The sequence below is a fragment of the Xylanibacter caecicola genome (genome assembly GCF_013166515.1).
GTDB classification, from domain to species: domain Bacteria; phylum Bacteroidota; class Bacteroidia; order Bacteroidales; family Bacteroidaceae; genus Prevotella; species Prevotella caecicola.
Genome location: NZ_JABKKJ010000007.1, coordinates 23,700 through 49,871, shown reverse-complemented (window position 1 = coordinate 49,871; position 26,172 = coordinate 23,700). Strand labels below are relative to the sequence as shown.

The following is a 26,172-nucleotide window of genomic DNA, read 5'->3' as shown; positions in this document are numbered from 1 at the left end:
ATGTGACATCGTGTTGAGTATTTTATCTGCCATAGTCATGGCATCGGCATTGAGTTTCGGCTCGCCGGTGAATTATCCTCTGAGCCTTGCCGGCAACTACGGGGAACCCCGTCCCAACCATTTCCACGGCGGAATAGATGTCCGTACGGGCAATGCCGTGGGCAAACCGGTGTTTTCTATTGCAGACGGATATGTGAGCAGGATAACCGTTGGTTTGTCCGGTTTCGGTAATGCCGTGTATGTAACGCATCTAGGAGGATACACAAGTGTTTACTGTCATCTTGACAAATTTGTTCCTCAGCTGTCTGCAATGGTAAGAAAATGGCAGTATAAGAACGAAAACTACATTGCCGATGTGCGGTTGAAACCTACCGACTTCCCTGTATCGCAGGGGCAGTTTATTGCCGTTAGCGGAAATACGGGTGCCAGTACGGCTCCCCATCTGCATCTTGAACTTCATGACACGCGGACGGGCGACATGCTCGATCCGCTGGATGTGCTAAAGCAATACGTAAAGGACACGACGCCTCCCATAGCCCATTCGTTCATGGCATATCCGCTTGAGGGCGAGGGAGTGTTTATGGGAGCGTCGCATAAGCAGACATACGGCTTCTCGTCGGCAAACCTTACACGCGAATTTACAGCGTGGGGAAAGGTGGGATTTGGCATCTGGGCGAATGATTACATGGAGGACAGCTTTGGCAGACTGGGTATAAGGCGGACGACACTTACGGTGGACGGCAAGGTGGTTTTCAGCAGTGATGTAGATCGTATACCCGTAAGACTTAACCGCTATGTAAACTCTTGGGGCGATTATAAGCACTTCTGTCGTACGGGAGTGTGGTTCATGAAGTCGTTTGCGGAGCCTGGAAACATGCTTCCAGTAATACATACTGACGGAAACAGGGGGTATGTGGATTTTAATGAAGAGCGTGTTTACCGTCTTGTATATACAATATCCGACATCTTCGGCAATACAAGGCAATATACGTTCAGTGTGCATGGAAAGAAACAGCCGATACAGGCAAGGCGCAAATCCGCGTCTCCGTACATCATGAAATATGATAAGGTGAATATCCTGCGCATTGATGGCGCACGCCTGATTTTGCTGCAAGACATGCTGGCAGATGACATAGAGCTTGTTCCGAAGCGCACATCCCGTCCCGGCAAAGTTTCGGATTCATACACCTTTTTCGGTTCTTCTTATCCACTTTTCGGATGGGCTGAGATAAGTATAAATCTCAACCGCGCCGTTAAAGAACCGTCAAAGCTTTACATATCCGGCAGTTACGGTTCTGTCGGTTTCAAGAAGTGTGTTTACGAAAACGGATGGGTTACGGGCAAAATGCGTGAGTTGGGAGCGTCGTATACTGTTGAGTATGACGACACTCCGCCTGTAATAAGTCCCGGAACCGTATCAGGTTCGTTGCTCCGTTTCTCTATATACGACACCGGAAGCGGAATAAAGTCGTTCAAAGGTTATGTGGACGGCGGTTTTGTGCTGTTTGAAAAGCTTGAAAAAAGCAACGTGATACAGTGTCGTCTGAGTGATGTTCCTGTTAAAAAGACCGGCGGTGAACATCGCCTGAAACTCGTTGTGACGGACAATTGCGGCAACAGCGCTGCTTATAATACAAATTTTAAATATTAAAGAATAAACGATAGACAATGAAAAAACTATTTATTCTTTTATCCATCTTAGTGGCTGGTACTGTTTATGTAGAGGCATGTACAAACCTTATTGTGGGTAAAAAAGCAAGTAAGGACGGCTCGGTGATGTGTTCTTACAGTGCCGATGATTATGGCATGTTTATAGGTTTATGTCATTTTCCGGCAGGAAAGCATTCGAAAGGAGAGATGAGAAAGGTCTACGACTGGGATACAAACGAGTATCACGGTGAAATACCCGAGGCGGAAGAGACCTACAATGTAATAGGAAATATCAACGAATATCAGGTGTCTATCGGTGAGACTACGTTCGGAGGACGTGAGGAAATGGTTGACACAACGGGTATCTTGGACTATGGTTCGTTGATATATATTGCCCTGCAGCGTTCGAAGACGGCACGCGAAGCTATAAAAGTAATGACCGGACTTGTGGAGACTTACGGCTATTGTTCGGAAGGAGAGACGTTTACGATTTGCGATCCGAACGAAGCATGGATAATGGAGATGATGGGAAAGGGTCCCGGAAGCAAGGGTGTTGTATGGGTTGCGCTGCGCGTACCCGATGATGCCATTTGTGCACATGCCAACCAAAGCAGGATAAGGACTTTCAATATTAAGGACAAGAAGAACGTGATGGTGTCTGACGACTGTATCGGTTATGCCCGCAGAATGGGCTGGTTTGACGGTGCCGACAAGGACTTCAGTTTCTGTGATGCCTATGCCAAGCCCGATTTCTCGGGCAGACGTATATGCGATGCGCGTGTATGGAGCTTTTTCAACCATTTCTCGGACGATATGAACCGTTACATTCCTTATGTTGAAGGGAAGCAGGCGGATACGGAACCGCTGCCTCTTTGGATTGTTCCTAATCGTAAAGTCAGTCTGCAAGACATGGAGGCATGTATGCGCGACCATTACGAGGGCACGCCTTTCTCGCTCGACAATGACCCGGGACGGGGAGTATGGGATATGCCTTACCGCCCGACACCTCTTACATATACGGTAGATGGAAAGAAGTATTTCAATGAGCGACCTATCTCGACACAGCAGTCGGCGTTTTCGTATGTGGCGCAGTTACGCTCATGGTTACCACGGCAGATTGGCGGTATATTGTGGTTTGGCAATGATGACGGCAACATGGTTGCCTTTACACCTGTGTATTGTGGGAATACAGTTCGTCCCGAATGCTATAATACCAAAGGCGCCGATGCCGTTACATTCAGCAATAAGAATGCCTTTTGGGTATGCAACTGGGTGAGCAATATGGTTTATCCGCGTTATTCGCTTATGTTCCCGTCGTTGAAGGAAGTACGTGACTCGTTGGACAACAGCTATTTTGTCAATCAGCCAGCGGTGGAAAAGAAAGCATTGTCTTTGTATGAGAACAGTCGGGAGGAAGCCGTGAAGTATCTGAATGATTACAGCAACACGGTGGCACAGCAGATGCTCGACCGTTGGAACGAGCTTGCCATATATCTTATCGTAAAATACAACGACATGGCAGTAAAGCCGGAGAAAGACGGAAAGTTCATGAGAACGAAGACCGGACTTGGTGCTAAAGTGGAGCGTCCGGGCTATCCCGAAAGTGTGGCAAGAGACATTGTCAGACAGAGTGGCTGCAGATATGCTGTTCCTGAATAGATCTTATATACGAAAACAAGTCGATGAAAAGAGCCATAGCGATACTCGTGTTCAATATCATGCTGTATGGAATATCGTCAGCCGGTATTCCAATGAAGTCTGATGTAAGGGATTTCAGACGGTTGTATAGTCCCAAGCATGAGGTAAGGGCTGTATGGCTCACAACACTTGGCGGTCTTGACTGGCCCGGAACATACGCACGCACTCCCGAGGGAGTGAAACGTCAGAAAGAAGAGCTTGTCCGCATTCTAGACAAGTTGAAAGACGCAAACATAAATACGGTCCTTTTTCAGGCGAGAATAAGAGGAACGGTTGTTTATCCGTCAAAATATGAGCCTTGGGACGGATGTATGTCCGGCATACCGGGCAAGTCTCCCGGTTACGATCCTCTTCTTTTTGCCGTTGAAGAATGTCACAAGCGCGGTATGGAGATACAGGCATGGGTAGTCACGGTGCCGGTAGGAAAGTGGAACGGATACGGTTGCAAGGCTTTGCGTGCAACGCATCCGTCCATGTTGATGAGGGAAAATGCCGACGGTTATCTTAACCCTGCCGATGCCCGGGCTGCAGGATATATCGCAGGCATCTGCCGTGAGATAACGGAACGGTATGATATAGACGGCATACATCTGGACTATATACGGTATCCGGAGAACATGAAGCTCAATATATCGCGGAGCAAAGCGCGTGAAAACATAACCCGCATTGTGCGTAGTGTGCACGATGCGGTGAAGAGTATAAAGCCCTGGGTGAAGATAAGCAGCTCGCCGATAGGTAAACTCAATGATTTGAGCCGCTATTCCAGTCGTGGTTGGAACGCTTTTAACAAAGGATGTCAGGATGTTGAGCTATGGATGAAGGAAGGACTTATGGACCAGATATATCCGATGATGTATTTCCGCGATAACAACTTCTTTCCCTTTGCCGACGACTGGTCGATGCGTAGCAGCGGTAAGACCGTTGTTCCGGGACTTGGTATATATTTCCTTTCTCCCAAAGAAGCCGACTGGAAATTGAGCGACATAACAAGGCAGATGTATACTCTTCGCCGTATGGGAATGGGCAATGCCTTCTTTCGCAGCCGGTTCTTTACGGATAATACCAAGGGACTGTATGACTTTGTGTCACGTCATTTCAATTTCTATCCGGCTCTTGTGCCTCCTGTTACATGGCACGGCATGGAACCGCCTCTCCCGCCTACGGAGATAACGGTGAAAAACGTTTCGGAATATGATGTTATAGAATGGAATGCGGGAACGGATCGCAGCCGTTCGCCATATCTTACTTACAATGTCTATGCAAGCAGCGATTATCCTGTCGACACGGATGATGCCGCGAATATAGTGGCATGCAGGCTGTACGACCTTCGTATGGCAGTAAAAAATGAAAAGTCACGTCCCCGTTATTATGCTGTTACGGCTGTTGACAGATATGGAAATGAAAGCGCTGCTTTGCAGACAGTCGTATCGCGCCCGTCTTCCTCTTCTACCGGATTGATAAAGAATGAGGGAAACTATCTGAGACTTCCTTCAAAAGGCAAAGTTCTCGACGCACCTTATATTATATTAGAGACACTTGAAGGACAGGCAGTCGCCACCATACCGTATCGAGGCAGCCGTGCCGACATCCGTAATATAGCCGACGGAATGTATGTTCTGCGCTCCCTTAACAGCAAAGGTATAACACACAGGCTCGGATATGTTTTGATAAAAAGATGAATAAAGATAATGTCTCTATTCATGTTATGATGTTATTATAATAGTGAATTTATATGTTCTGATCGAGAAATCGTGCAAAAATATACATAAATATTTGCTTATATATGCAAAAGTGTATAATTTTGCAATCAATATAGTATAAATATACTTGTTATGGGGATAAAGAACAGTAGGCTGGAAGCACTTAAGATGATAATCTCGAGTATGGAGATGGGAAGTCAGGAAGAGGTGCTGAGAGCATTGGAGAGAGAAGGTTTCAAACTTACGCAGGCAACGTTGAGTCGTGACTTGAAACAGTTGAAAGTGGCAAAGGCGGCAAGCATGAACGGGAAATATGTATATGTACTGCCGAACGAGACCATGTATAAACGTGTTTCCACACCCCGTTCGGCGATGGAGATGTTGCAGGTGTCGGGCTTTCTGTCGATAAATTTCTCAGGCAACATGGGTGTTATAAAGACCCGTCCCGGGTATGCCAGCAGCATAGCCTATAACATAGACAACAGCGACAACCCCTATATACTCGGAACAATAGCTGGTGACGATACTATATTTATAGTGATAAAGCAGGGAGTGCGTGAGGAAGATGTGATAGATGCGCTGCGAAACGCAATTCCGAATATAGCTTAGGAAAAAAGAGAAAACAAAAGGCAATCGGCAGAGAACGCTGGTGCACGTATATGTGTCTGATGTCTTTACGCTTCTTTCCGATAGTTTTTCAGTGTATCATCTATTGTTTTTTGACGACAAAAATAAAAAGGTAAAGAATATTATATAATAAACGGAATGGAAGAAATAAAGGTGATGGTGGCTGACGCTTCACATGAAAAATACGTTGACACCATTCTTGAGACGATTACAGCCGCAGCCAAGGTGCGTGGTACCGGTATTGCAAAGCGTACACATGAGTATCTCGCCACAAAGATGAAAGAGACAAAGGCGGTTATTGCGTTGTGTGGCGACAGGCTGGCAGGGTTCAGCTATATAGAGACATGGGGAAACAAACATTATGTCACAACATCGGGACTTATAGTACATCCGGATTTCAGAGGGTTGGGCGTGTCAAAGCGTATAAAAGACATGACCTTCACTCTTGCCCGCACACGTTGGCCCAAGGCTAAGATATTCAGTCTTACAAGCGGTTCTGCAGTGATGCGTATGAATACACAGTTGGGTTACATACCGGTGACGTTTGCCGACCTTACAGATGATGAGGCTTTCTGGCGTGGATGCGACGGGTGTGTGAATGTAGATGTGTTGAAACGCACCGACAGACGTTACTGTATTTGTACGGGGATGTTGTATGATCCGGACGAACACCGGGGAGACACGTTGCCGATAGAGTTGCCGGACGATGTGAAAGAGAGAATTAAGAATACGGAAAATCAATAAAAACAAATAGTGATATGGCAAAGAAAAAAGTGGTTGTTGCTTTCAGCGGCGGTCTTGACACAAGTTATAATGTGATGTATCTCACCAAAGAAATGGGCTATGACGTTTATGCGGCTTGTGCGAACACCGGCGGTTTCAGTGATGAGCAGTTGAAGACCAATGAAGAGAATGCTTATAAGCTGGGAGCGGTGAAATACGTGACGCTTGACGTGACGCAGGAATATTATGAAAAATCGCTCAAATATATGATTTATGGCAATGTGTTGCGTAACAATTGCTATCCCATATCCGTATCGTCAGAGCGTATATTCCAGGCGATAGCCATTGCCCGGTATGCAAAAGAGATAGGAGCCGATGCTATAGCTCACGGCTCTACAGGAGCAGGTAATGACCAAATACGTTTCGACATGACGTTTCTTGTAATGGCTCCAGGTGTGGAAATAATCACTCTTACGCGTGATCGCAATCTTAGCCGTAAGGAAGAGGTGGATTATCTCAATGCCCATGGATTTAAAGCGGACTTTACAAAACTTAAATATTCATATAATGTAGGTATCTGGGGTACAAGTATCTGTGGCGGAGAACTGCTCGATTCTACTCAGGGACTGCCTGAAAGCGCATATCTCAAGCATCTTGTAAAGACAGAACCGGAGGTTGTAAGTCTCGGTTTCAAACATGGAGAACTGTGCTCGGTCAACGGAAAAGAGTATGAAGACAAGATAGCCGCCATACAGAAAGTTGAAGAAATCGGTGCGGCATACGCCATTGGACGTGACTGTCATGTAGGCGATACGATTATCGGAATAAAGGGACGTGTGGGCTTTGAGGCTGCTGCTCCGATGCTTATTATTGGCGCCCATAGGTTTTTGGAGAAATATACGCTGTCGAAGTGGCAGCAGTATTGGAAAGACCAGGTGTCTAACTGGTATGGAATGTTCTTGCACGAGAGCCAGTATCTTGAACCTGTGATGCCGGATATCGAAGCTATGTTGACAAGCAGTCAGCGTAATGTAAACGGTACGGTGACACTTGAATTGCGTCCTTATGGATTTCAGACGGTGGGAGTGGACACACCTGATGATCTCGTCAAGAACAAGTTCGGTGAATATGGCGAGACACAGAAAGGTTGGACCAGTGATGAGGCGAAGGGTTTCATAAAGGTTACATCCACGCCGTTGCGTGCCTACTATTCGCTCCATCCTGATGAAAGAAAATAGACAAAACTGATATGGGGTACGGGCATATATGATTGTTCAATTAATTGTGTCCGTATCTTACGTGTCATATATAAACAAATAATGATATAAATGAAAAAGTTTTATTTGTCAAGTACAGACAAGAAGATTGGCGGAGTTTGCGGAGGTATAGCCGAATACTTCAATATCGACTCCTTGCTTGTGCGTATCGTGACCTTTGCCTTGATATGGTGCGGCACGGTTGGAATATGGGTTTACCTGTTGGCATGGGGCTTGGCTCCGAGTGACAATAAGATATCAAAATAATTATGGTAAGAATCGGAATATTGGGAGGAGCCGGATATACTGCCGGTGAGCTTCTTCGCATATTGGTAAACCATCCTGATGCGGATATAGTGTTTGTAAACAGCAGCAGCAATGCCGGTAACATGATTACCGATGTGCACGAAGGACTGTTGGGCGAGACAAACATGTGCTTTACGGACAGTATGCCTTTTGAAGCTGTAGATGTTGTCTTTTTCTGCTTTGGACACGGGAAGAGCAAGCAGTTTATCGAAGAGAATAAAATACCGGATAACGTAAAGATCATAGATCTTGCGCAGGATTTCCGTCTTAAGGCTCCCGGTAATGACTATATATACGGTCTTCCCGAAATAAACAGGGCAGAGATAGCTAAGGCAGAACATGTTGCCAACCCCGGATGTTTCGCCACCTGTATACAGCTCGGTCTGCTTCCGGCTGCGAAAATGGGACTGATAACGGAAGATGTAACGGTAAATGCCATAACGGGCAGTACCGGTGCCGGACAGAAACCCGTAGGTACAACGCATTTCTCATGGCGTTCGGGCAACATGAGTATATACAAAGCCTTTGAGCACCAGCATGTTCCCGAGATAAAACAGGGTTTGCGACAGTTGCAGGGACATCTTGATGCGGAGATAGACTTTATCCCTTATCGCGGCGACTTTGCACGCGGCATCTTCGCAACGCTTGTCGTGAAGACTGATGTTCCGGTGGATGACATAGTGGCAGGATACAAGGAGTTTTATGCGGACGAGCCGTTTACACACTATAGTGACAAGCCTATAAATCTGAAACAGGTTGTAAACACCAACAAGGCATTGGTACATTGTGAGAAGCACGGCAACAAACTGCTTGTCACTTCTTGTATAGACAATCTGTTGAAAGGAGCTTCCGGACAGGCGGTACAGAATATGAACATAATGTTCGGGTTGGACGAGAAGAGCGGACTGAGGCTGAAAGGAAGCGGTTTCTGAGGTTTAACTGGCAACCATGAGGGTGTAAAAAGCGGAGTTAAAAGAAGTTATGGGAAGTTATGTGGCTAAAGCCACGGGAGATAAATGACAATAGTTGTATATGAAGCGACAAGGCATACGTTTCTTATCTTCATCTATCTTCTCATTATCTCCCCTTATCTTCCTCAATCTCTTATTGGCATGCTTTCAGTTAACATGATAAGCCCTATTATATAAAACAATAAACAAAAACGGTAATGGAATTATTTGACGTCTATCCTTTGTTGGATATAAACATAGTAAAAGGCAGCGGATGCAAGGTTTGGGATGATAAAGGTACGGAATATCTCGACCTTTATGGCGGTCACGCGGTGATAAGCATAGGGCATAGTCACCCCCACTATATAAATAAGGTGAATGAACAACTGAACAAACTGGGCTTTTACAGCAATTCGGTGATAAATACAATGCAGCAGAAGTTGGCTTCACGGCTCGGAAAGATATGTGGATATGATGACTATCAGCTGTTCTTGATAAACAGCGGAGCGGAGGCTAACGAGAACGCACTGAAACTTGCATCGTTCACAAACGGCAGGACACGGGTGCTTGCAGCATCAAAAGCATTTCATGGACGCACGTCTTTGGCTGTCGAAGCTACCGACAATCCTAAGATCATAGCTCCGATAAATGCCAACAACCACGTTACCTACTTGCCGTTGAACGATATCATGGCATGGAAGCGCGAGCTTGAGAAAGGTGACGTTTGTGCGTGTATAATAGAATGTATACAAGGCGTGGGCGGTATAAGACTGGCTGATGCCGGTTTTGCACAGAAGCTTCAAAAGGCATGTCGTGAACACGGTGCAGTGCTGATATGCGATGAGATACAGTGCGGATACGGCAGGAGCGGAAAGTTCTTTGCCCATCAATGGCTCGGCATACGTCCTGACATCATTACTGTGGCTAAAGGCATTGCCAACGGATTTCCAATGGGTGCCTTGCTGATATCGCCGCAGTTCAAGCCTCAGTATGGTCAATTGGGCACTACTTTTGGCGGCAATCATCTTGCATGCAGCGCCGCTCTGGCAGTACTTGATGTAATGGAAGATGAGAATTTGGTTGAGAATGCCCGTGAGACAGGCGATTATCTGATAGGCAGACTAAAGGAATTGCAGAAGGAGAACAGTCATATTACGGACGTGCGTGGACGTGGTCTGATGATTGGCATAGAATTGGATATCCCGCATAAGCATGTCCGTGAAAAACTTGTATACGAACTGCATTGCTTCACAGGATGTGCTTCAACAAATATTTTGCGCCTGTTGCCGCCTCTGTGCTTTACCAAGGAGATGGCAGATGAGTTTATCATACGGTTGAAAAAGGCGTTAGGTTGATATGGTAGGGCATACAGGTGATATATATCCGGCTATCATATTTATTGTATGAAATGGATATTGACAACAATAATTTATAAGAACAGATAATGAAAATATCAGTAATAGGTGTCGGCGCAATGGGCGGTGCAATGGTTCAGGGCTTTATGAAAGGCGACATGTTTGCCTGTTCCGACATCACCGCATCAAATCCTTCTCCCGATGCTCTCGACAAATTTTCCGGCACAGGAGTTAATGTCACTTCCGACAACAGGCAGGCCGCCGCATTGGCAGATATTGTATGCGTTGTCGTGAAACCATGGATAACGGAAAAGGTGCTTAAAGAAATAAAGCCGGTATTAGACTATCGCAGGCAGATGCTTGTTGTTGTGGCTGCCGGTTTGCGCTCGGAACAGATTACGGAATGGATGATAAAGGAAGACAATGAGATGCTTCCGCTGTTTCTTGTCATACCGAATACGGCAGTAGCCGAGCGCAGTTCGATGACATTTATTGTTCCTGTAGGAGCCGATGATATGCAGACAAAGGTGATGAAAGACGTCTTTGACGATGTCGGCTGTTCGCTCGTTATAGAGGAACGTCTGCTGTCGGCAGGAACAACGCTTGCATCTTGCGGAATAGCATACGCCATGCGCTATGTCCGTGCTGCCTCCGAAGGCGGCGTGGAACTTGGTTTCCGTGCGGATGATGCGAAACGTATAGTTCTACAGACTGTAAAAGGAGCGGTGGACTTGCTGATAGCCAACGGCAATCATCCTGAAGCGGAAATAGATAAGGTTACGACGCCGGGAGGGCTTACTATCCGTGGGCTTAACGAAATGGAACATGCCGGATTTACAAGTGCGGTGATACGCGGACTGAAGGCCGGTGTTAAATAGTGACAGATGCTTGTTTAAGCATATATATTAATAATCTGTAGATGTCAGAAACAAACAAAAGAGAAATGGACGATACAATAAGACAGATAGGAGAGAGGCTGAAAGGGCTTCGTGAAGTGCTGGATATACCGGCAGAAGATATGGCGGAACTTTGCGGAGTGTCTCTTGACACATATTATAATATGGAGGAGGGAAGTGGCGAACTGTCCATAAGCAATCTCCAGAAGATTTCAAAACGCTATGGGATAGCCCTAGATGTGCTGTTGTTTGGAGAAGAGCCGCACATGGGAAGTTATTTCCTTACACGCAAGGGGCAGGGCATGAGCGTGGAAAGGCAAGCCCAATACCGCTATCAGAGTCTTGCAAGTGGCTTCCGCGGACGTAAGGCAGAACCCTTTATAGTATTGGTGGAGCCTCGTGAAGATGAAACACCTCTTAAGAAAAACTCGCATGAAGGGCAGGAATTCAATGTCGTTGCAGAAGGTTGCATGGAACTTACTTTAGGAAAGAAAGTCCTTATCTTGAATGAAGGAGACAGCATCTATTTCGATGCCTCGCAGCCACACTGCATGAGAGCATTGAACGGCAAGCCGGTAAAGTTGTTGGCTGTGATAATTTAACCAATGCCTTTTTAGTATATATCCAATTTTTTTATTGTATAGACTGTGATGATAGAGAGATTTCTAAAGCAGACGACGTTCTCGTCTGTCGATGACTATAAGGAAAACCTACACTTTATAATCCCTGACAATTTCAATTTTGCATACGATGTTATGGATGTCTGGGCAGAAGAAGCACCGGATAAGGTAGCTCTGTTGTGGACAAACGATAATGATGAGCATATTGCCTTTACTTTCAAGGAACTGAAGATGCTTACCGATAAGGCGGCATCTTATTTCCTTACGCTTGGCATAGGCAAGGGAGATATGGTGATGCTCATACTGAAAAGGCGGTATGAGTTTTGGCTGTCCATGCTTGCCCTTCATAAGATAGGTGCCGTGGCAATACCCGCCACGCACATGCTGACAAGCCATGATATTGTTTACCGGAACAACAGAGCCGGCATTAAGGCTATTATATGTGCAGGTGAGGAATATGTTTTGGAGCAGGTAAGGATGTCGCAGGCGGAGAGTCCTACGTTGACAACGCTTGTAAGCATTGGTCCGGATGTGCCTGAAGGCTTTCATGACTGGCATGCGGAATGGGATAATGTGCCACCGTTCAAACGTCCGGAACATGTCAATATCAAAGAAGATACCATGCTTATGTATTTCACGAGCGGTACGAGCGGCAAGCCTAAAATGGTGGCACACGACTATTTGTATGCCCTCGGGCATCTTACGACCGGTGTCTTCTGGCATAATCTTTCTTCAGACAGCATTCATCTTACGGTGGCGGATACCGGTTGGGGAAAGGCCGTATGGGGTAAGTTGTACGGTCAGTGGTTTGCCGGAGCTACCGTTTTTGTTTTCGATCATGAGAAATTCTCGGCAGACAAGCTGTTGCATAAGATTGAAGAATACCGCATAACATCATTTTGTGCGCCGCCGACAGTCTATCGTTTTATGATACACGAAGATTTCTCAAAGTATGACTTGTCCTCGCTCCGTTACTGCTGTACAGCCGGTGAGGCATTGAATCCCGCCGTATACAACAAGTTCTTTGAACTTACCGGCATACGCCTTATGGAGGGTTTCGGACAGACCGAGACAACCATGACGCTTGGAACGATGCCTTGGATGGAACCCAAACCGGGAAGTATGGGCATGCCTAATCCGCAGTATCATATAGACCTTTTGCGTCAGGACGGCACATCGTGTGAAGACGGAGAGAAAGGAGAGATTGTAATATTGACCGGAGAAAGAACGGAAAAGAGCCTGAATACGGATAACGGTAGCGTGTCCGGGCATGTTTCCCAATCTTCTGTTGAATTCAAATCTTTGAAAAAGCCGGTCGGACTGTTCAAGGAATATTACCGTGATGATGCGCTCACGGACAAGGTATGGCACGATGGAGTTTATCATACCGGCGATGTCGCATGGAGAGACGAAGACGGTTACTATTGGTTTGTGGGACGTACCGACGATGTTATAAAAAGCAGCGGCTATCGTATAGGTCCGTTTGAGGTTGAAAGTGCGTTGATGACACATCCGGCAGTGGTGGAATGTGCCATAACGGGTGTGCCCGATGACATACGCGGCATGGTGGTAAAAGCCACCGTAGTGCTGCGTGATGACTGGAAGGACAAAGCCGGTGACTTGTTGATAAAGGAACTACAGGAACACGTAAAGCGCGAGACTGCCCCATATAAGTATCCGCGTATTATAGAGTTTGTCGATGAACTGCCTAAGACAATAAGCGGAAAAATACGGAGAGTGGAGATAAGGGAAAAGGATAAACGATAGCTCAAAACATGTGATTTCACAATGAGAATAGTAATTAAAGTAGGCAGTAACGTCCTAACACGCAAAGACGGCAAGCTCGACATCAGTCGTATGTCGGCGATAGTGGACCAGATAGCGTGGCTGCGCAATAAAGGATACGAGGTGATACTTGTGTCGAGCGGTGCCGTTGCAAGCGGGCGCGGAGAGCTGAAAGTGGAGCGTAAGCTCGGCAGTGTGGAACAGCGACAGCTGTTTTCCGCATTGGGACAGGTAAAGCTCATGAACCTTTATTATGATTTGTTTCGTGAGTATCATATTCCCGTCGGTCAGATTCTGACAATGAAAGAGAATTTTTCCTCACGCCGGGAGTATCTTAACCAGCGTGCATGTATGACGGTGATGCTCGAGAACGGCGTGATACCTATTGTAAATGAGAACGATACGGTGAGCATTACTGAACTTATGTTTACAGACAATGACGAATTGTCAGGTCTTATAGCATCGATGATGGATGCACAGATGCTTATAATCCTCAGTAACATTGACGGCATATACAACGGCTCTCCGTCCGATCCGGACTCGCAGGTGATAAGGATTGTCGGGCATGGAAGGGACATGAGTGAATATGTACAGGATGAGAAAAGCGGTTTCGGACGCGGTGGTATGATGACAAAGTGCAACATTGCGCGCAAGGTGGCAGACGAAGGCATACGCGTCATCATAGCCAACGGCAGGCGCGATGACATACTTGTAAATCTTGTCTCCTCACCTCAGAGCACGCTTCACACGGAGTTCGTACCAAATGAAGATGATGTATCCAATGTAAAGAAGTGGATTGCACACAGCGGCAGTTTTGCCAAAGGGACGGTACATATCAACTCAAGGGCCGCCGAAGCATTGCGCAGTGGGCGTGCCGTAAGCCTTCTCATGGTTGGTGTGACACTTGTAGATGGCGTTTTCGAAGAAGGTGATATCATTACCGTTATGGACGAGTGCGGCAGTGTCGTGGGTATCGGTCGCAGTAATTATGGCAGCGATGAAGCACGTCTGCTAATAGGCAAACATGATGTGAGACCTATAGTGCATTATGATTACCTATACATGGAGTAAAAAAGTCATTCTCAGACTGCATAAAGTACTGTATAATTGAAAACTACGGCTTTGTCATACAATGCTCTTGAAAAAAAACTTAATAATGAGATTATTTAATGAAATATTTTGTTTATTTCGGAAAAGTTTGTAACTTTGCACCCTGTTTGGAATAAGTATCAAAAAGAAAACAAAAAACGTAGATAGTAATGTCGAAGATTTGTCAAATTACCGGGAAAAAAGCCCAGATGGGCAATAATGTTTCTCACTCAAAACATCGTACAAAGCGTAGTTTTGATGTTAATTTGTTCAGCAAGAAATTCTATTATGTAGAAGAGCAGTGCTGGATTAGCCTTAAAGTCAGTGCAGCAGGTCTGCGCCTTATCAATAAAGTCGGACTTGATGCTGCCTTGAAGCAGGCTGTTTCTAAAGGCTTTTGTGACTGGAAAGACATTAAAGTGATAGGAGAATAAACACAATGGCAAAGAAAGCTAAAGGCAATAGAGTACAGGTTGTACTCGAATGTACAGAGATGAAGAGCAGTGGACTGCCCGGAACAAGCCGTTACGTAACAACCAAGAACCGTAAGAATACTCCGGAGAGAATGGAATTGAAGAAATACAATCCTATTCTTAAGAAGATGACTCTTCACAAGGAGATAAAATAATAACTTTTTAAGTATCTGAAGATATGGCAAAGAAAACGGTCGCAACCCTCCATGAAGGCTCAAAGGACGGTCGCGCTTATACAAAAGTAATCAAAATGGTGAAGAGTCCGAAGACCGGTGCTTACATTTTTGACGAGCAGATGGTTCCCAATGAGGATGTAAAGGATTTCTTCAAGAATTAATTCTTGCAAATATTATAGAATAAATAAAAGACTGCAAATATAATATTGCAGTCTTTTTTTTGTGCAACTGCATGAATTTTAGTATTTTTGCGTTCAAAAGATAATTGTAATATGGGATTGTTCGGACTTTTCAATAAGAAAAAGAAAGAGACTTTAGACCGTGGGCTTGAGAAAACAAAGCAGACGGTTGTTGGTAGGCTTGCGCATATAATTGCAGGCAAGTCTAAAGTAGATGATGATGTATTAGACAGTTTGGAGGAAATCCTTATTACATCGGATGTTGGGGTCGATACGACACTTAAGATAATAAGGCGTATAGAAGAGAGAGTAGCCCGTGACAAATACGTATCCACATCCGAACTTAACGGTATGTTGCGTGAAGAGATAGCGTCGTTGCTGTCGGAAAACAATACAAGTGACAATGACAACGGGAACTGGAACTTGCCCGATAATCATAAACCATATGTTATATTGGTTGTAGGTGTGAACGGTGTCGGTAAGACCACGACGATAGGTAAGCTTGCATATCAGTTCAAGTCTGCCGGCAAGAAAGTTTATCTCGGTGCTGCCGATACATTCCGTGCCGCCGCCGTAGAGCAGTTGTGTATATGGGGAGAACGTGTGGGAGTACCGGTCGTAAAGCAGCAGATGGGAGCCGATCCTGCAAGTGTGGCATTCGATACCCTTAGCTCTGCCAAGGCAAATGGGGCGGATGTGGTGCTTATAGATACTGCCGGGCGTCTTCACAATAAGGTGGGGCTTATGAATGAGCTTAAGAAAATAAAAGATGTGCTTAAGAAAATAACTCCTGATGCCCCGGATGAAGTGATGCTTGTGCTGGACGGCTCTACCGGACAGAATGCTTTCGAACAGGCGAAACAGTTCTCTGCCGTAACGCAGATAACGTCTTTGGCAATTACAAAACTTGACGGAACAGCCAAAGGTGGTGTTGTCATCGGCATTTCCGACCAGTTGCGTGTTCCTGTAAAGTATATTGGGCTTGGCGAAGGTATGGAAGATCTTCAGCTTTTCGACAGGACACAGTTTGTGGACTCGTTGTTTGGTGAAGAAAAATAACTTGTTTTCTTTATTATTGTCATTAGATTTACGGTTTTGAGAAACAATCATATAGATATAATAACATTAGGATGCTCAAAGAATCTTGTTGACAGCGAGACTCTTATGAAGCAACTTGAAGCAAACGGATATACATGCTCTCATGACAGCGATGACCCCGAAGGCGATATTGTCGTGATAAATACGTGCGGTTTTATTCAGGATGCCAAGGAAGAAAGCATAAATACCATTCTTTCCTTTGCACAGGAAAAAGACGAAGGACGTATAAAATCACTTTATGTAATGGGATGTCTGTCGCAGAGATATGTGCAGGAACTGGAAGAAGAGATACCACAGGTGGACAGGTTCTACGGCAAATTCGATTATATGAAACTGCTTGAAGACCTTGGAAAAGCACCCGTTCCGTCGTGCATAGGGTATAGACACCTTACCACACCCTCACATTATGCTTATATAAAGATAAGCGAAGGATGCGACAGACGTTGTGCCTATTGTGCCATTCCGCTGATAACGGGCAGGCATGTGAGCCGTCCGAAGGACGAGATACTGCATGAGGTGCGCAATCTTGTGGCAGAAGGCGTGAAAGAATTTCAGATTATAGCCCAGGAACTTACATATTACGGTGTGGATATAGACGGAAAGAGACACATCGCCGATTTGATTTCCGACATGGCAGATATCGAAGGCGTGGAGTGGATACGGCTTCACTATGGCTATCCGTCACAGTTTCCGTATGAACTGCTTGACGTAATACGTGAAAAAAGCAACGTCTGCAAGTATATAGACATCGCTTTGCAGCATATATCCGACAATATGCTTAAACGTATGCACCGTCATGTGTCCAAGGAAGACACTTATGAGCTTATCAGACGTATAAGGCGGGAAGTGCCCGGCATACATCTGCGCACCACACTTATGGTTGGATTTCCCGGAGAGACGGATGATGACTTCCGCGAACTTATAGAGTTTGTCAAATGGGCGCGCTTTGAGCGTATGGGAGCCTTCGCCTATTCAGAGGAAGACGGGACGTATAGCGGAGAAAACTATGACGATGATGTTCCGGAGGATGTCAAGTCCGCACGTCTGGACAAACTCATGGCTGTTCAGCAACGTATAAGTGCCGAGATAGAAGCCGAAAAGATCGGCACGACAATGAAAGTCATCATTGACAGAAAAGAAGGCGACTACTATATCGGGCGCACAGAGTTCTGTTCGCCGGAGGTAGACCCGGAAGTGCTTGTTCCGGTGTCATGCGGCATACTCGGCATAGGTTCGTTTTACGACGTGACCATTACAGGGGCGGAAGAATTTGATTTATACGGAGAGGTTAGATGAATAATAAAGACGTTATATCGGCAGTATCACAACGCCTTGGCTACACTCAGGAGGATACAAGGAAACTTGTAGACACCCTTATCGATGCCATGGGCGATGCGTTTCAAGACAACACATCCGTTTCCGTTCCAAACTTCGGCGTTTTTGAAGTAAAGAAAAGAATGGAGCGTATTGTGGTAAACCCCTCGACAAAGCAGCGTATGCTTGTACCGCCCAAACTGGTACTTAACTTCAGACCCAACTCTTCTGTAAAGGAAAAGCTAAAGAACGGAGGGCAGGCAGATGAATAAGATATCAGTGCAAGACCTCGTTTCCGTAATATCAAGGAAACATGGCATTACACAAAAAGATGCCATGGCATTTGTCACTGTGCTTTTTGATGTAGTTGCAACAGGGCTTGAAACCGACCGTCAGGTAAAGATAAAAGGACTTGGAACATTCAAGGTGATAGATGTTCGCGACCGTGAGAGTGTGAACGTAAATACGGGAGAGCGCATCATTATAGACGGGCGGAGCAAGATAACCTTCACTCCCGACGCAATAATGAGAGATCTCGTCAACCGTCCATTTGCCCAGTTCGAGACAGTGGTTATAAATGACGGCGTGGACATAGGGGATTTTGAGAGGGTTGACCGACAAACGGAAACTCTGTATAATGCCACATCGGTCCATACTGACGATGCCGATGTTAAAGAAGAAACAATACAGGCAGACGTGGAAGAACAGGTTGATGACGTTGTAGAAAACAGCGGATCACAGTCAACGGAAACTCCGCAAGATGTTGAATATACAACTTTTATAGGTGAGGACGTTGTGTCCGAGGAGAAAGAAAAGTTTGAGGGAACGTCTGAGGATACAGTTGCTGAAACGCCTGATAATATTATAGAAGAGGAAAAGAATATACCGGAAGAAGATACTGTTGTCACAGAACAGGTAATCGAACCGATAGAAGATTCGGAAACATCCGATGCAGAACCTATAGAGGAAGAATATACCGAAGAGATAGAAACGACACACGGCAGTGTCTTAAAAAAAGTGCTTCTATCTGTTTTTTTGCTCCTGCTCATATCCGGAGCCGCCGCTTACATGGGCTTCTACTTCGGTAAAAGGAGTGTAACAAATGATGTGGTTCCCGTGAAAGTGTCGGAAAAAACTGTCGGGAAAGCTGATGCAAAACAAGTCGTATTGCTGAAAGACACTTCAAAGTCTGACGATGCGCGGTCTAAACATGCCTCCGACACTGTTTCAGAGCGTAAGGACAAGGTTGCAAATATCGCATCTGAAACCGTAAAGAAACCGGCAGAAGAGATCGTTGCACCTAAAGAGAAAGTTAAAGAGGATAAAGACCTGTTTGCCGACAAATATGACAAAGCCAACGTTATGGTTCGTACCGGTGCCTACAGGATTGTGGGTGTTGAGCGTACCATGGTGCTTGGAAAGGGACAGACACTCTCATCCGTATCGAGGGCAATATTGGGTCCCGGCATGGAGTGTTATATCGAGGCTCTTAACGGAGTGAAGGAAGCAAAAGAGGGGCAAACATTAAAAATTCCCAAACTTGAACTTCGCAGGAAGAAAAAGAAATGACAGTTGTGTGTAACGTGTGCCACAGCTATATTCAAAGCGTAGCCGGTCACGTGTAAACAGGTGCCTGATTTTAAACCAAATGATATGGAACATCTGTTTTAAGGCACATCTTTAAGTCTCAAAAAGGTAAGGTTTAGCATCCTTAAAGCTAAGGTTTAGGATGTCTAAAGCTTATCTTTTCTATTTGAAACTTTATATGTTTGAAATGTATTGATATGAATTCTTTTTTCTTGTTTGATTGCTTGTTGTAAGTAAAATATGTGGTTTTACTTACGGTTTTTTGTGCATTTTTTGATATTCTTTTGTCAGTCCGGGATAATGAAAAAGATTTTATTGTCAAGTTAGTTCGGTATGATTTTAGGCTATGGTAGTTTTCTTCCGGGGCATAACCGGACTCTTGTGTGCATTTAATATATTGTATGTCACTAAGTTGCAAAACTTTTTGACATGACAAAGCCCGGACTTTCGCAAGTCCGGGCTTTGTTTTATGCTTTTCAGTATGTTATATAAAAGGCTGTGCCTATTTGACACAGCCTTTTCGATTATGAGAGGTACCTAGCAGAGTCGAACTGCTCTACACGGTTTTGCAGACCGTTACCTAACCGATCGGCCAAGGTACCATTTCTTAATTGCGAGTGCAAAGGTAAACATTTTCTTTGTTATTGCCAAATAAATTTTAATATTTCTCCCTGCATTTTCCCTGATTAGTTGTGAATTAATCGTAAGGATAAGTAGATGTTTGAAATTAATTATTATTATATTGTACGTTATTTTGGTGATGTTTTTTCATGTCCGAAGAGTGAGTGTAGCGGGCTACACGACCGATGAGACATGGGAAAACAGCCCGAAAGAACGTGCAAGATAATGATAAAGTAAATGCTGCACCAACTGATTATAATATATACGTTTAATTTTTAACATCTACTTATATTATATCAGTTGTTTGTATCTTTATTATACATCACGCTCATAACCTGTATTCTGTAAACAGCAGATTATTGCAACCTCACTTGCTTTTTCTTTCCTGTAACAAAAGTAATCAGAGCCGTACCGTTTTCCTTTATGTCTATTTCCGTGTATTGTGGTTCTATTACAACCTTACCGTCCAAAGCAATTATTCCCCATTGACTGTAATACTTCTCTACTGCACAATACTTGCCGACAGGAGGCAGCATATTACGATAAACAGGAGGTACAATAACACGGTTGCCGACCTTCAGTCCCCATTTGTCTCCCGATTTGAAAGGCACGGCATCATGTATACCATTCAAGAACTTCTGTCTCCTTCTTTTTTCTTCCGCCTTTAGATTGCGTGCACTCCTCTCCGCCTTTTTCGACAGACGGTTTATTTCGTCAAGACATCCGCCGGCATTATTACAACCGATAAATCTTTTTTCTTGTCCTTCCTCAACATGATAATATCTTCCACAGTCATCTCTCACTATTATGCTTTCGTCTTCCAACACACGGTACATCCAATAAAAGCTGTCGTAATCTCCGGCTAACAGGCAAGCATATCCTGTCTTGCCGTCCTCTTGTAAGATTTCACCATCCATACATCCGGACGGCACATTGATGTCAAAAAGTGTAAGATAGAAGTTGCGGTGCGGAATACGGAAACTGTCTATATTCAATCCGGTGATATATACTTTTTTTGTACGACTGTAATACAAACTCCCCACTTTCAGAAGCTCGATGCTGCCATATCGTTTTATTTCAGGCTTCGTGTCGTATGTTCTCAGACTATGCAAATCAACATAAATCCTATTGCCACGCTGCAAATCGGCAACGAGAAAACAATCTTTTATAAACTTCATTGACCGGCAGTTCTTTTTCTTCCATATCACATTGCCTGCGAGATCGACAAGTCCGCATTTTCCATTTGGCATGCTTACGGCAGCCATATCATATCCTATATCCGAAACAGACAGAAATACAGCATCCGTAATCTTTTCATTGCCATTCTTCACTCCCCACAAACCGCTGTCCTTGTCCTGCCATGCCTTGAGTAAGACGGTTGGCTCAGATTGTGCAGCATCTGTCAACTGCGCCTGCAAACGTTCATGTGAAATAACCATTCCGACACCAATATCGGGATCAATGGTATCCATTTGATGTTTTGAAAGACCGGAAATATTCTTTATACGCGAAAAATGCGCTCCTTTACCTGCAATATCTCCACGGAACATGGCATTCCAGTTCCATGCTGATGTCGGTAGCCCGAATATACGATAAAGCCCCACATTATCTATTATCATGCACGACTCTTTACCTTTCACCTTGCGAAGACCGCGTCCTACCTGCTGCAGATATTTGGCAAGCGAAAGAGTAGGACGTGCCATCTGCACAAACTCCACATCAGGACAATCAAACCCCTCGCTGAAAATATCGACGTTTACAAGAACGTTTACATTACCGTTTCTGAAGTCTTCTACAAGACGTTTGCGCTCCGCCACAGGTGTCTTGCTGTCAATTGCCACTGCGCTGATATCATGTTCACTGTAATAACTTGCAATATGTCGTGCATGAGCGATGCTTATTGCATATACGATACCTTTCTTGCCACGGGCATATTTATCAAGACTCATATACAGACGCTCTATGCTCTGCCGCCGGTTCAATACGGTATTCATCTCCTTCACCTGGTAATCGCCGTCGGCACCGCGCTTTTCAAGACTGTCAATAAGTCTCTGTTCCTCGCTGTCCGAATAAATAGATACATAGTCGAACAACGAAAGTTGTCCCTTAACGATAAACTCCGAGATGCTCCACGATGTTATCAGTAACTCAAAAAGGTCGGTAAATCCACGTCTGTTCATGCGACAGGGAGTTGCCGTCATACCCAGTTTCTTTGTCTCAGGATACCGTCTCCATAACTCCATGTAAGTATCAGCCAACGCATGATGCGCCTCATCGATGATTATCATACCGGGAATTGTCTGTATGTCATCCCAATGTCGTGAGAGCCACTGTATGGACAGGACATTTACATCAGAACTCTCCGTGCTTATACCATACTTTGCAACAGTATCCTTTATTTGAGAAACCAGTTCTCTGCGATGCGCTACAATCCATACCGTTCCTTTATCGCAGGAGATGCACTCTCTTACCACAGATGCCAGAACATGCGTCTTGCCCGTGCCTGTAGGCATCTGAACCATTACGCTTTTATGACTCCTCCATGCCTCAGAAACACGTTTTATAACATCTTTCTGATAATCACGCAAAGAAAAGCCGACACTCTTCATTAAATCAAGAATCTGTTCTTTGTTTTTTAGGGTATGTCAAAGAAATACTAATCAGTAGAGTAGGGGATAATATTGATTTTTGGCACATCCTTACATGGCGTATAACCGCTTATTCTTTCGATATATTCCACAGAAACAAAACGTTTCCTATCAGATAACGCCTCCACATACGTCTCGGCTCACTTATCAGCCTGTAAAGCCATTCAAGTCCGTGACGCTGCCACCACTCCGGAGCACGCTTAACCGTACCGGCAAAGAAATCGAACACGGCACCTATCGTCCCTACATGACAACGTATATCCAGTTCATCCCAATGCTCATACACCCATTTCTCCTGCTTTGGAGCCGTCATGCCTATCCACAACAAATCCGGATCCGCCTTGTTTATCGCATCAATCATCGCCCTATTGTCCTCATCTGAGAACACTGCTTTATAAGGAGGCGAGTAAGTGACAACCTCAAGATTATGATAGACATAATACACCTCACGGCGTATCTTCTCAAGCACCTCTTCCGAAGAACCGAGAAACATTACTTTCTTCTTAAATGAAGAACGCTTTTTAAATGAAGAATTAAGAATTAAGAATGAAGAATTATTACAATTGTTGGAACCACAACATTCTTTATTGTATTCTCTATCGGGTGTCAAATGTCGTTTCGTCATTTTTAATTCTTCATCAGCTTGCCCCACAATCATCGAACCAGGTTGCTCTAATTCTTCATTCTTAATTCTTAATTCTTCATTTACCTTGTTCATCTCATGAACAAACAAGTCCCACCCCGCTATCCTTTCTTTTGGTTGTGACTTGGCATTAAGCCATCGGCATGCTATCACGATACTTGCACCGTCCGGAATAAGATAATCCCCGTTTTTCAACGCCTCTGCAAATAAAGCGTCTTTCTGTGCCGTGTTATAAGAATGAGCGTTTATTGTGTTTATAAGTATCTTGCCGGCAGGAATTCCTGCAAGTTCATCTTTTGACTCAACAATCTTTAAGTTCTTTATCCTGAGCATACAGTTTATCTTTTCTTTGCGGTGAAAAATCTCTTTATATCAAAATATGGCATCCATACAACCTCACCGGGATAATGCCTCAGCATACGCATGTAAAAACATTGCCGTTGCAGGAAACGTCCGATATGCGAATTAGCCTTATGTCCTTGTATTCTTGTATCTTCATGTCCGAAATTACCGGTTTGCATAACCTCTTGTAACAAGAATTTGCCTTCTTTCTCATTCATCGGAACAATCATACGTTCCGGTTCCAGCCTGAATATGTGATGAAGCACGTACATCAACGCTCCGGCAAACTTATACATACCGAGTCGCTTCAACAGCTGTTGTTCTTCCACACCGACCTTACTTTTCGAATTATTCAGCAGATAATAATAGTCCGTTATCTGTCGTAAGCCGACACCCTCGCTGAGGAAATGTCCGAAAGTGTGGCGGAGAAGGAATATTCTGTTCAACCGTTCTGTTGGAATGGCTATTTCCCCGACCTTGCCGGGAAGGTTGATATGATTATCAAAAGATGCCTCTTCCGTAAAGAAACGTTGCAGACATCTGTCTGTAAATGGATTAATGCAAAAGGACGGGATAAAATGTACTTCGATCTCAACATCGGCAATTACAGGAAACTGTATATGATGATATAAAGCCTCTACATCAGGAGTGAACCTTCGGACGTATGCAATGACATCCTTACGGTTGCCTTCCAACAATATATCTATATCACCGCTTTGCCTGCGCAACGGCTGAGGGTAAAATGCAGCTACACCCTGTCCCTTCAGAATAACATTACGAAATCCGTCCCTGCACAAACGTCTTGACACATTCACCGCAACCTCATTGACACGTCTGTTGCGTGCTTCAATCCTGCTTACCAACGAAAACCATTTCAGAATGATTTCCCGTGGAGGTCTTTGTTGTTCCGACAAACGTTCTACTCCCGAAAACATCACACCGGCAATGGTCTGTTTTAAGGACATCTCATAAATATCCGACCATTCTTCAATAGTAAGAGTACGGCTTAAAGAAACCCTGTGTCCGATAGCGACTTGCAGCAGTTCAAAGAACATTTTCATTAGTTTGCCCCTTTCTATATTTTCCTTGCAAAACCCGGCTTTTGGATACATTCGCAAAATCTTTCCTCAAAACGCTGCAACGTAAACTCCTGCTTGTATCGTTTCAGTCCCTCTTGCCCCATGGTTCTGCATCTGTCCATATCATTCAGAAGTTTTTCAATAGCATCTGACAGTTCTTGTGGATTGGGTTTATAATCTAATGTCAAGATACTTTCTGTACCTCCGATTAAATATCCGGTCAAACCGTCAGACACTTGTCCGCTAATACCGCCAACGTTTGACGCTACGACAGCCAATCCGTATTGCATAGCTTCCAACACTGTAAGCGGAAAAGCTTCCGTATATGATGGAAGGACAAATATATCCGCTCTTTTGAAAAACTCTTCCTTATCCATTCCATATTTGGCACCATGCGCATATACACAATCAGACAGTCCGTATTCACTCACACGTGCACAAAACTCTTCCTCATGTATATCTTTCCAGCCACCGACAAAGTCGCATACGAAATTCCGTCCTTTCCGTTTAAGGATATATAATGCATCGAGCAACTCCCACACACCTTTTGTTGTCATCATATTACTCAGGAAAAGCAAATGTGGCAAGTTCTTTTCATCTGATTTCTTATGGGCTACAATATCTTCTGCCGAATAATCCGGAATTCCATTACCGCAAATAGCGACATTCTCCCGTTCCACATATTTGGAAATATCCCCATAAAGAGATTCAGCCAACAACATAACATTTACACCTTTGAAAAATCTTGTGTAAAGTTTGTCGTCAAGCCATCGTTCTTGCCTTGTACTGACACCCTTATTATGAAAATGCAAAACGATATTCCCATCTTTACGTCCGCACTTCCTCATTGCCCGTTTTACGATTTCCACCACCACGAAGTCCTTATAAAAAGCACCTCCCGCCGAATTGGGGGTGATATAGACTGTATCAGGGCACAACCGCTTTATCTCCTTTTCAATGCTATTCAGCAGTTTAACAAACGACTTTACTTTTCTCAGTCCTATCTTGCCTATATCTGCAAGAGTATCCGCCGTTGTAAGATTTATATAATGACAATTAAAAGTCTCATTAACGAGTTTTGAGTCATGTATATATTTTCCCACCATGGAAGCACCGTGCACAGGCGGAGGCATGTGCATGATGAAAAGAATTGTAGAAGAAATTTTATTTTTCATTGCTTGGTGTTGATAGTCAGATTTTTATCTTTATTTTGTTGGCGCAAAGTTAGAGTAGGGACATATTTTTCACTACGTTCAACAACACGTCTTGTATTTGTCCGGTCTTTAGCCATTGATTGTCAGGCTGTTAAAAGAGAACAAATACAAGATATACTTATGCGAAATAAATATTTAATTTT

Annotated in this window: 24 protein-coding genes and 1 tRNA gene; 20 read left to right on the top strand and 5 right to left on the bottom strand. The window is 44.4% G+C overall.

Features of this window, described 5'->3' with window-relative positions; genetic code table 11:
* Positions 1–10 precede the first annotated feature (10 nt).
* From HPS54_RS06130 to HPS54_RS06035, 20 genes are all read left to right on the top strand, one after another.
* Complete coding sequence (locus HPS54_RS06130) at positions 11–1,651, top strand: M23 family metallopeptidase (protein ID WP_338142809.1); 1,641 nt, start codon at positions 11–13, stop codon at positions 1,649–1,651.
* Positions 1,652–1,668: 17 nt separating this feature from the next.
* Positions 1,669–3,309: a dipeptidase gene (locus tag HPS54_RS06125; protein ID WP_172344584.1), complete on the top strand. Its 1,641-nt coding sequence runs from the start codon at positions 1,669–1,671 to the stop codon at positions 3,307–3,309.
* Between the two features lie 23 nt (positions 3,310–3,332).
* Entirely contained in the window at positions 3,333–5,027 is a 1,695-nt protein-coding gene (locus HPS54_RS06120; protein ID WP_172344583.1) for a family 10 glycosylhydrolase, read from the top strand.
* A gap of 153 nt (positions 5,028–5,180) precedes the next feature.
* Positions 5,181–5,657 carry an arginine repressor gene (locus HPS54_RS06115; protein WP_172344582.1) on the top strand — a complete coding sequence of 159 codons (477 nt, stop codon included), beginning with the start codon at positions 5,181–5,183 and terminating at the stop codon, positions 5,655–5,657.
* A 156-nt stretch (positions 5,658–5,813) separates the two neighbouring features.
* Positions 5,814–6,419, top strand: a complete 606-nt coding sequence (locus tag HPS54_RS06110; RefSeq protein WP_172344581.1) for a GNAT family N-acetyltransferase — start codon at positions 5,814–5,816, stop codon at positions 6,417–6,419.
* 14 nt (positions 6,420–6,433) lie between these two features.
* On the top strand, positions 6,434–7,636 hold the full coding sequence (locus HPS54_RS06105) for an argininosuccinate synthase (RefSeq protein ID WP_172344580.1): 1,203 nt from the start codon (positions 6,434–6,436) through the stop codon (positions 7,634–7,636).
* 90 nt (positions 7,637–7,726) lie between these two features.
* Positions 7,727–7,921 carry a PspC domain-containing protein gene (locus tag HPS54_RS06100; protein WP_172344579.1) on the top strand — a complete coding sequence of 65 codons (195 nt, stop codon included), beginning with the start codon at positions 7,727–7,729 and terminating at the stop codon, positions 7,919–7,921.
* A gap of 2 nt (positions 7,922–7,923) precedes the next feature.
* Positions 7,924–8,892 carry an N-acetyl-gamma-glutamyl-phosphate reductase gene (gene argC / locus HPS54_RS06095; protein ID WP_172344578.1) on the top strand — a complete coding sequence of 323 codons (969 nt, stop codon included), beginning with the start codon at positions 7,924–7,926 and terminating at the stop codon, positions 8,890–8,892.
* Between the two features lie 236 nt (positions 8,893–9,128).
* Positions 9,129–10,265: an aspartate aminotransferase family protein gene (locus tag HPS54_RS06090; RefSeq protein ID WP_172344577.1), complete on the top strand. Its 1,137-nt coding sequence runs from the start codon at positions 9,129–9,131 to the stop codon at positions 10,263–10,265.
* Positions 10,266–10,354: 89 nt separating this feature from the next.
* On the top strand, positions 10,355–11,143 hold the full coding sequence (locus HPS54_RS06085) for a pyrroline-5-carboxylate reductase family protein (RefSeq protein ID WP_172344576.1): 789 nt from the start codon (positions 10,355–10,357) through the stop codon (positions 11,141–11,143).
* A gap of 65 nt (positions 11,144–11,208) precedes the next feature.
* On the top strand, positions 11,209–11,763 hold the full coding sequence (locus tag HPS54_RS06080; RefSeq protein WP_172344575.1) for a helix-turn-helix domain-containing protein: 555 nt from the start codon (positions 11,209–11,211) through the stop codon (positions 11,761–11,763).
* Positions 11,764–11,811: 48 nt separating this feature from the next.
* On the top strand, positions 11,812–13,548 hold the full coding sequence (locus tag HPS54_RS06075) for an AMP-binding protein (RefSeq protein WP_172344574.1): 1,737 nt from the start codon (positions 11,812–11,814) through the stop codon (positions 13,546–13,548).
* A 21-nt stretch (positions 13,549–13,569) separates the two neighbouring features.
* Complete coding sequence (gene proB, locus HPS54_RS06070; RefSeq protein WP_172344573.1) at positions 13,570–14,637, top strand: glutamate 5-kinase; 1,068 nt, start codon at positions 13,570–13,572, stop codon at positions 14,635–14,637.
* 188 nt (positions 14,638–14,825) lie between these two features.
* Complete coding sequence (rpmB, locus tag HPS54_RS06065; protein ID WP_172344572.1) at positions 14,826–15,089, top strand: 50S ribosomal protein L28; 264 nt, start codon at positions 14,826–14,828, stop codon at positions 15,087–15,089.
* Between the two features lie 5 nt (positions 15,090–15,094).
* A complete protein-coding gene (gene rpmG, locus HPS54_RS06060; RefSeq protein WP_172344571.1) occupies positions 15,095–15,283 on the top strand; it encodes a 50S ribosomal protein L33 in 189 nt (62 codons plus the stop codon).
* Positions 15,284–15,306: 23 nt separating this feature from the next.
* Positions 15,307–15,465, top strand: coding sequence for a DUF4295 domain-containing protein (locus tag HPS54_RS06055; protein WP_091840136.1), 159 nt, complete (start codon positions 15,307–15,309; stop codon positions 15,463–15,465).
* Between the two features lie 111 nt (positions 15,466–15,576).
* Positions 15,577–16,542, top strand: coding sequence for a signal recognition particle-docking protein FtsY (gene ftsY / locus HPS54_RS06050; protein WP_172344570.1), 966 nt, complete (start codon positions 15,577–15,579; stop codon positions 16,540–16,542).
* A gap of 36 nt (positions 16,543–16,578) precedes the next feature.
* Positions 16,579–17,877, top strand: coding sequence for a 30S ribosomal protein S12 methylthiotransferase RimO (gene rimO, locus HPS54_RS06045; RefSeq protein ID WP_172344569.1), 1,299 nt, complete (start codon positions 16,579–16,581; stop codon positions 17,875–17,877).
* The gene (locus HPS54_RS06040) at positions 17,874–18,167 is read left to right on the top strand and encodes an HU family DNA-binding protein (protein ID WP_172344568.1); all 294 of its coding nucleotides are present in this window, start codon (positions 17,874–17,876) and stop codon (positions 18,165–18,167) included. The genes rimO and HPS54_RS06040 overlap by 4 nt, the downstream gene beginning before the upstream one ends.
* Positions 18,160–19,464 (top strand): HU family DNA-binding protein, encoded by a 1,305-nt coding sequence (locus tag HPS54_RS06035; protein WP_172344567.1) that lies wholly within the window; start codon positions 18,160–18,162, stop codon positions 19,462–19,464. The genes HPS54_RS06040 and HPS54_RS06035 overlap by 8 nt, the downstream gene beginning before the upstream one ends.
* Before the next feature lie 549 nt (positions 19,465–20,013).
* On the opposite strand, the gene HPS54_RS06030 is transcribed toward HPS54_RS06035, so the two are convergent.
* The 5 genes from HPS54_RS06030 to HPS54_RS06010 all read right to left on the bottom strand — a co-directional run bounded on the left by HPS54_RS06030 (position 20,014) and on the right by HPS54_RS06010 (position 25,990).
* Positions 20,014–20,084: transfer RNA gene (locus HPS54_RS06030), tRNA-Cys, on the bottom strand.
* A 375-nt stretch (positions 20,085–20,459) separates the two neighbouring features.
* Entirely contained in the window at positions 20,460–22,712 is a 2,253-nt protein-coding gene (locus HPS54_RS06025) for a DEAD/DEAH box helicase (protein ID WP_172344566.1), read from the bottom strand.
* 109 nt (positions 22,713–22,821) lie between these two features.
* Positions 22,822–23,727: a WecB/TagA/CpsF family glycosyltransferase gene (locus HPS54_RS06020; RefSeq protein ID WP_253951949.1), complete on the bottom strand. Its 906-nt coding sequence runs from the start codon at positions 23,725–23,727 to the stop codon at positions 22,822–22,824.
* Between the two features lie 5 nt (positions 23,728–23,732).
* Complete coding sequence (locus tag HPS54_RS06015; protein WP_172344565.1) at positions 23,733–24,797, bottom strand: nucleotidyltransferase family protein; 1,065 nt, start codon at positions 24,795–24,797, stop codon at positions 23,733–23,735.
* A gap of 14 nt (positions 24,798–24,811) precedes the next feature.
* Entirely contained in the window at positions 24,812–25,990 is a 1,179-nt protein-coding gene (locus tag HPS54_RS06010; RefSeq protein WP_253951948.1) for a glycosyltransferase family 4 protein, read from the bottom strand.
* Between the last annotated feature and the right edge of the window lie 182 nt (positions 25,991–26,172).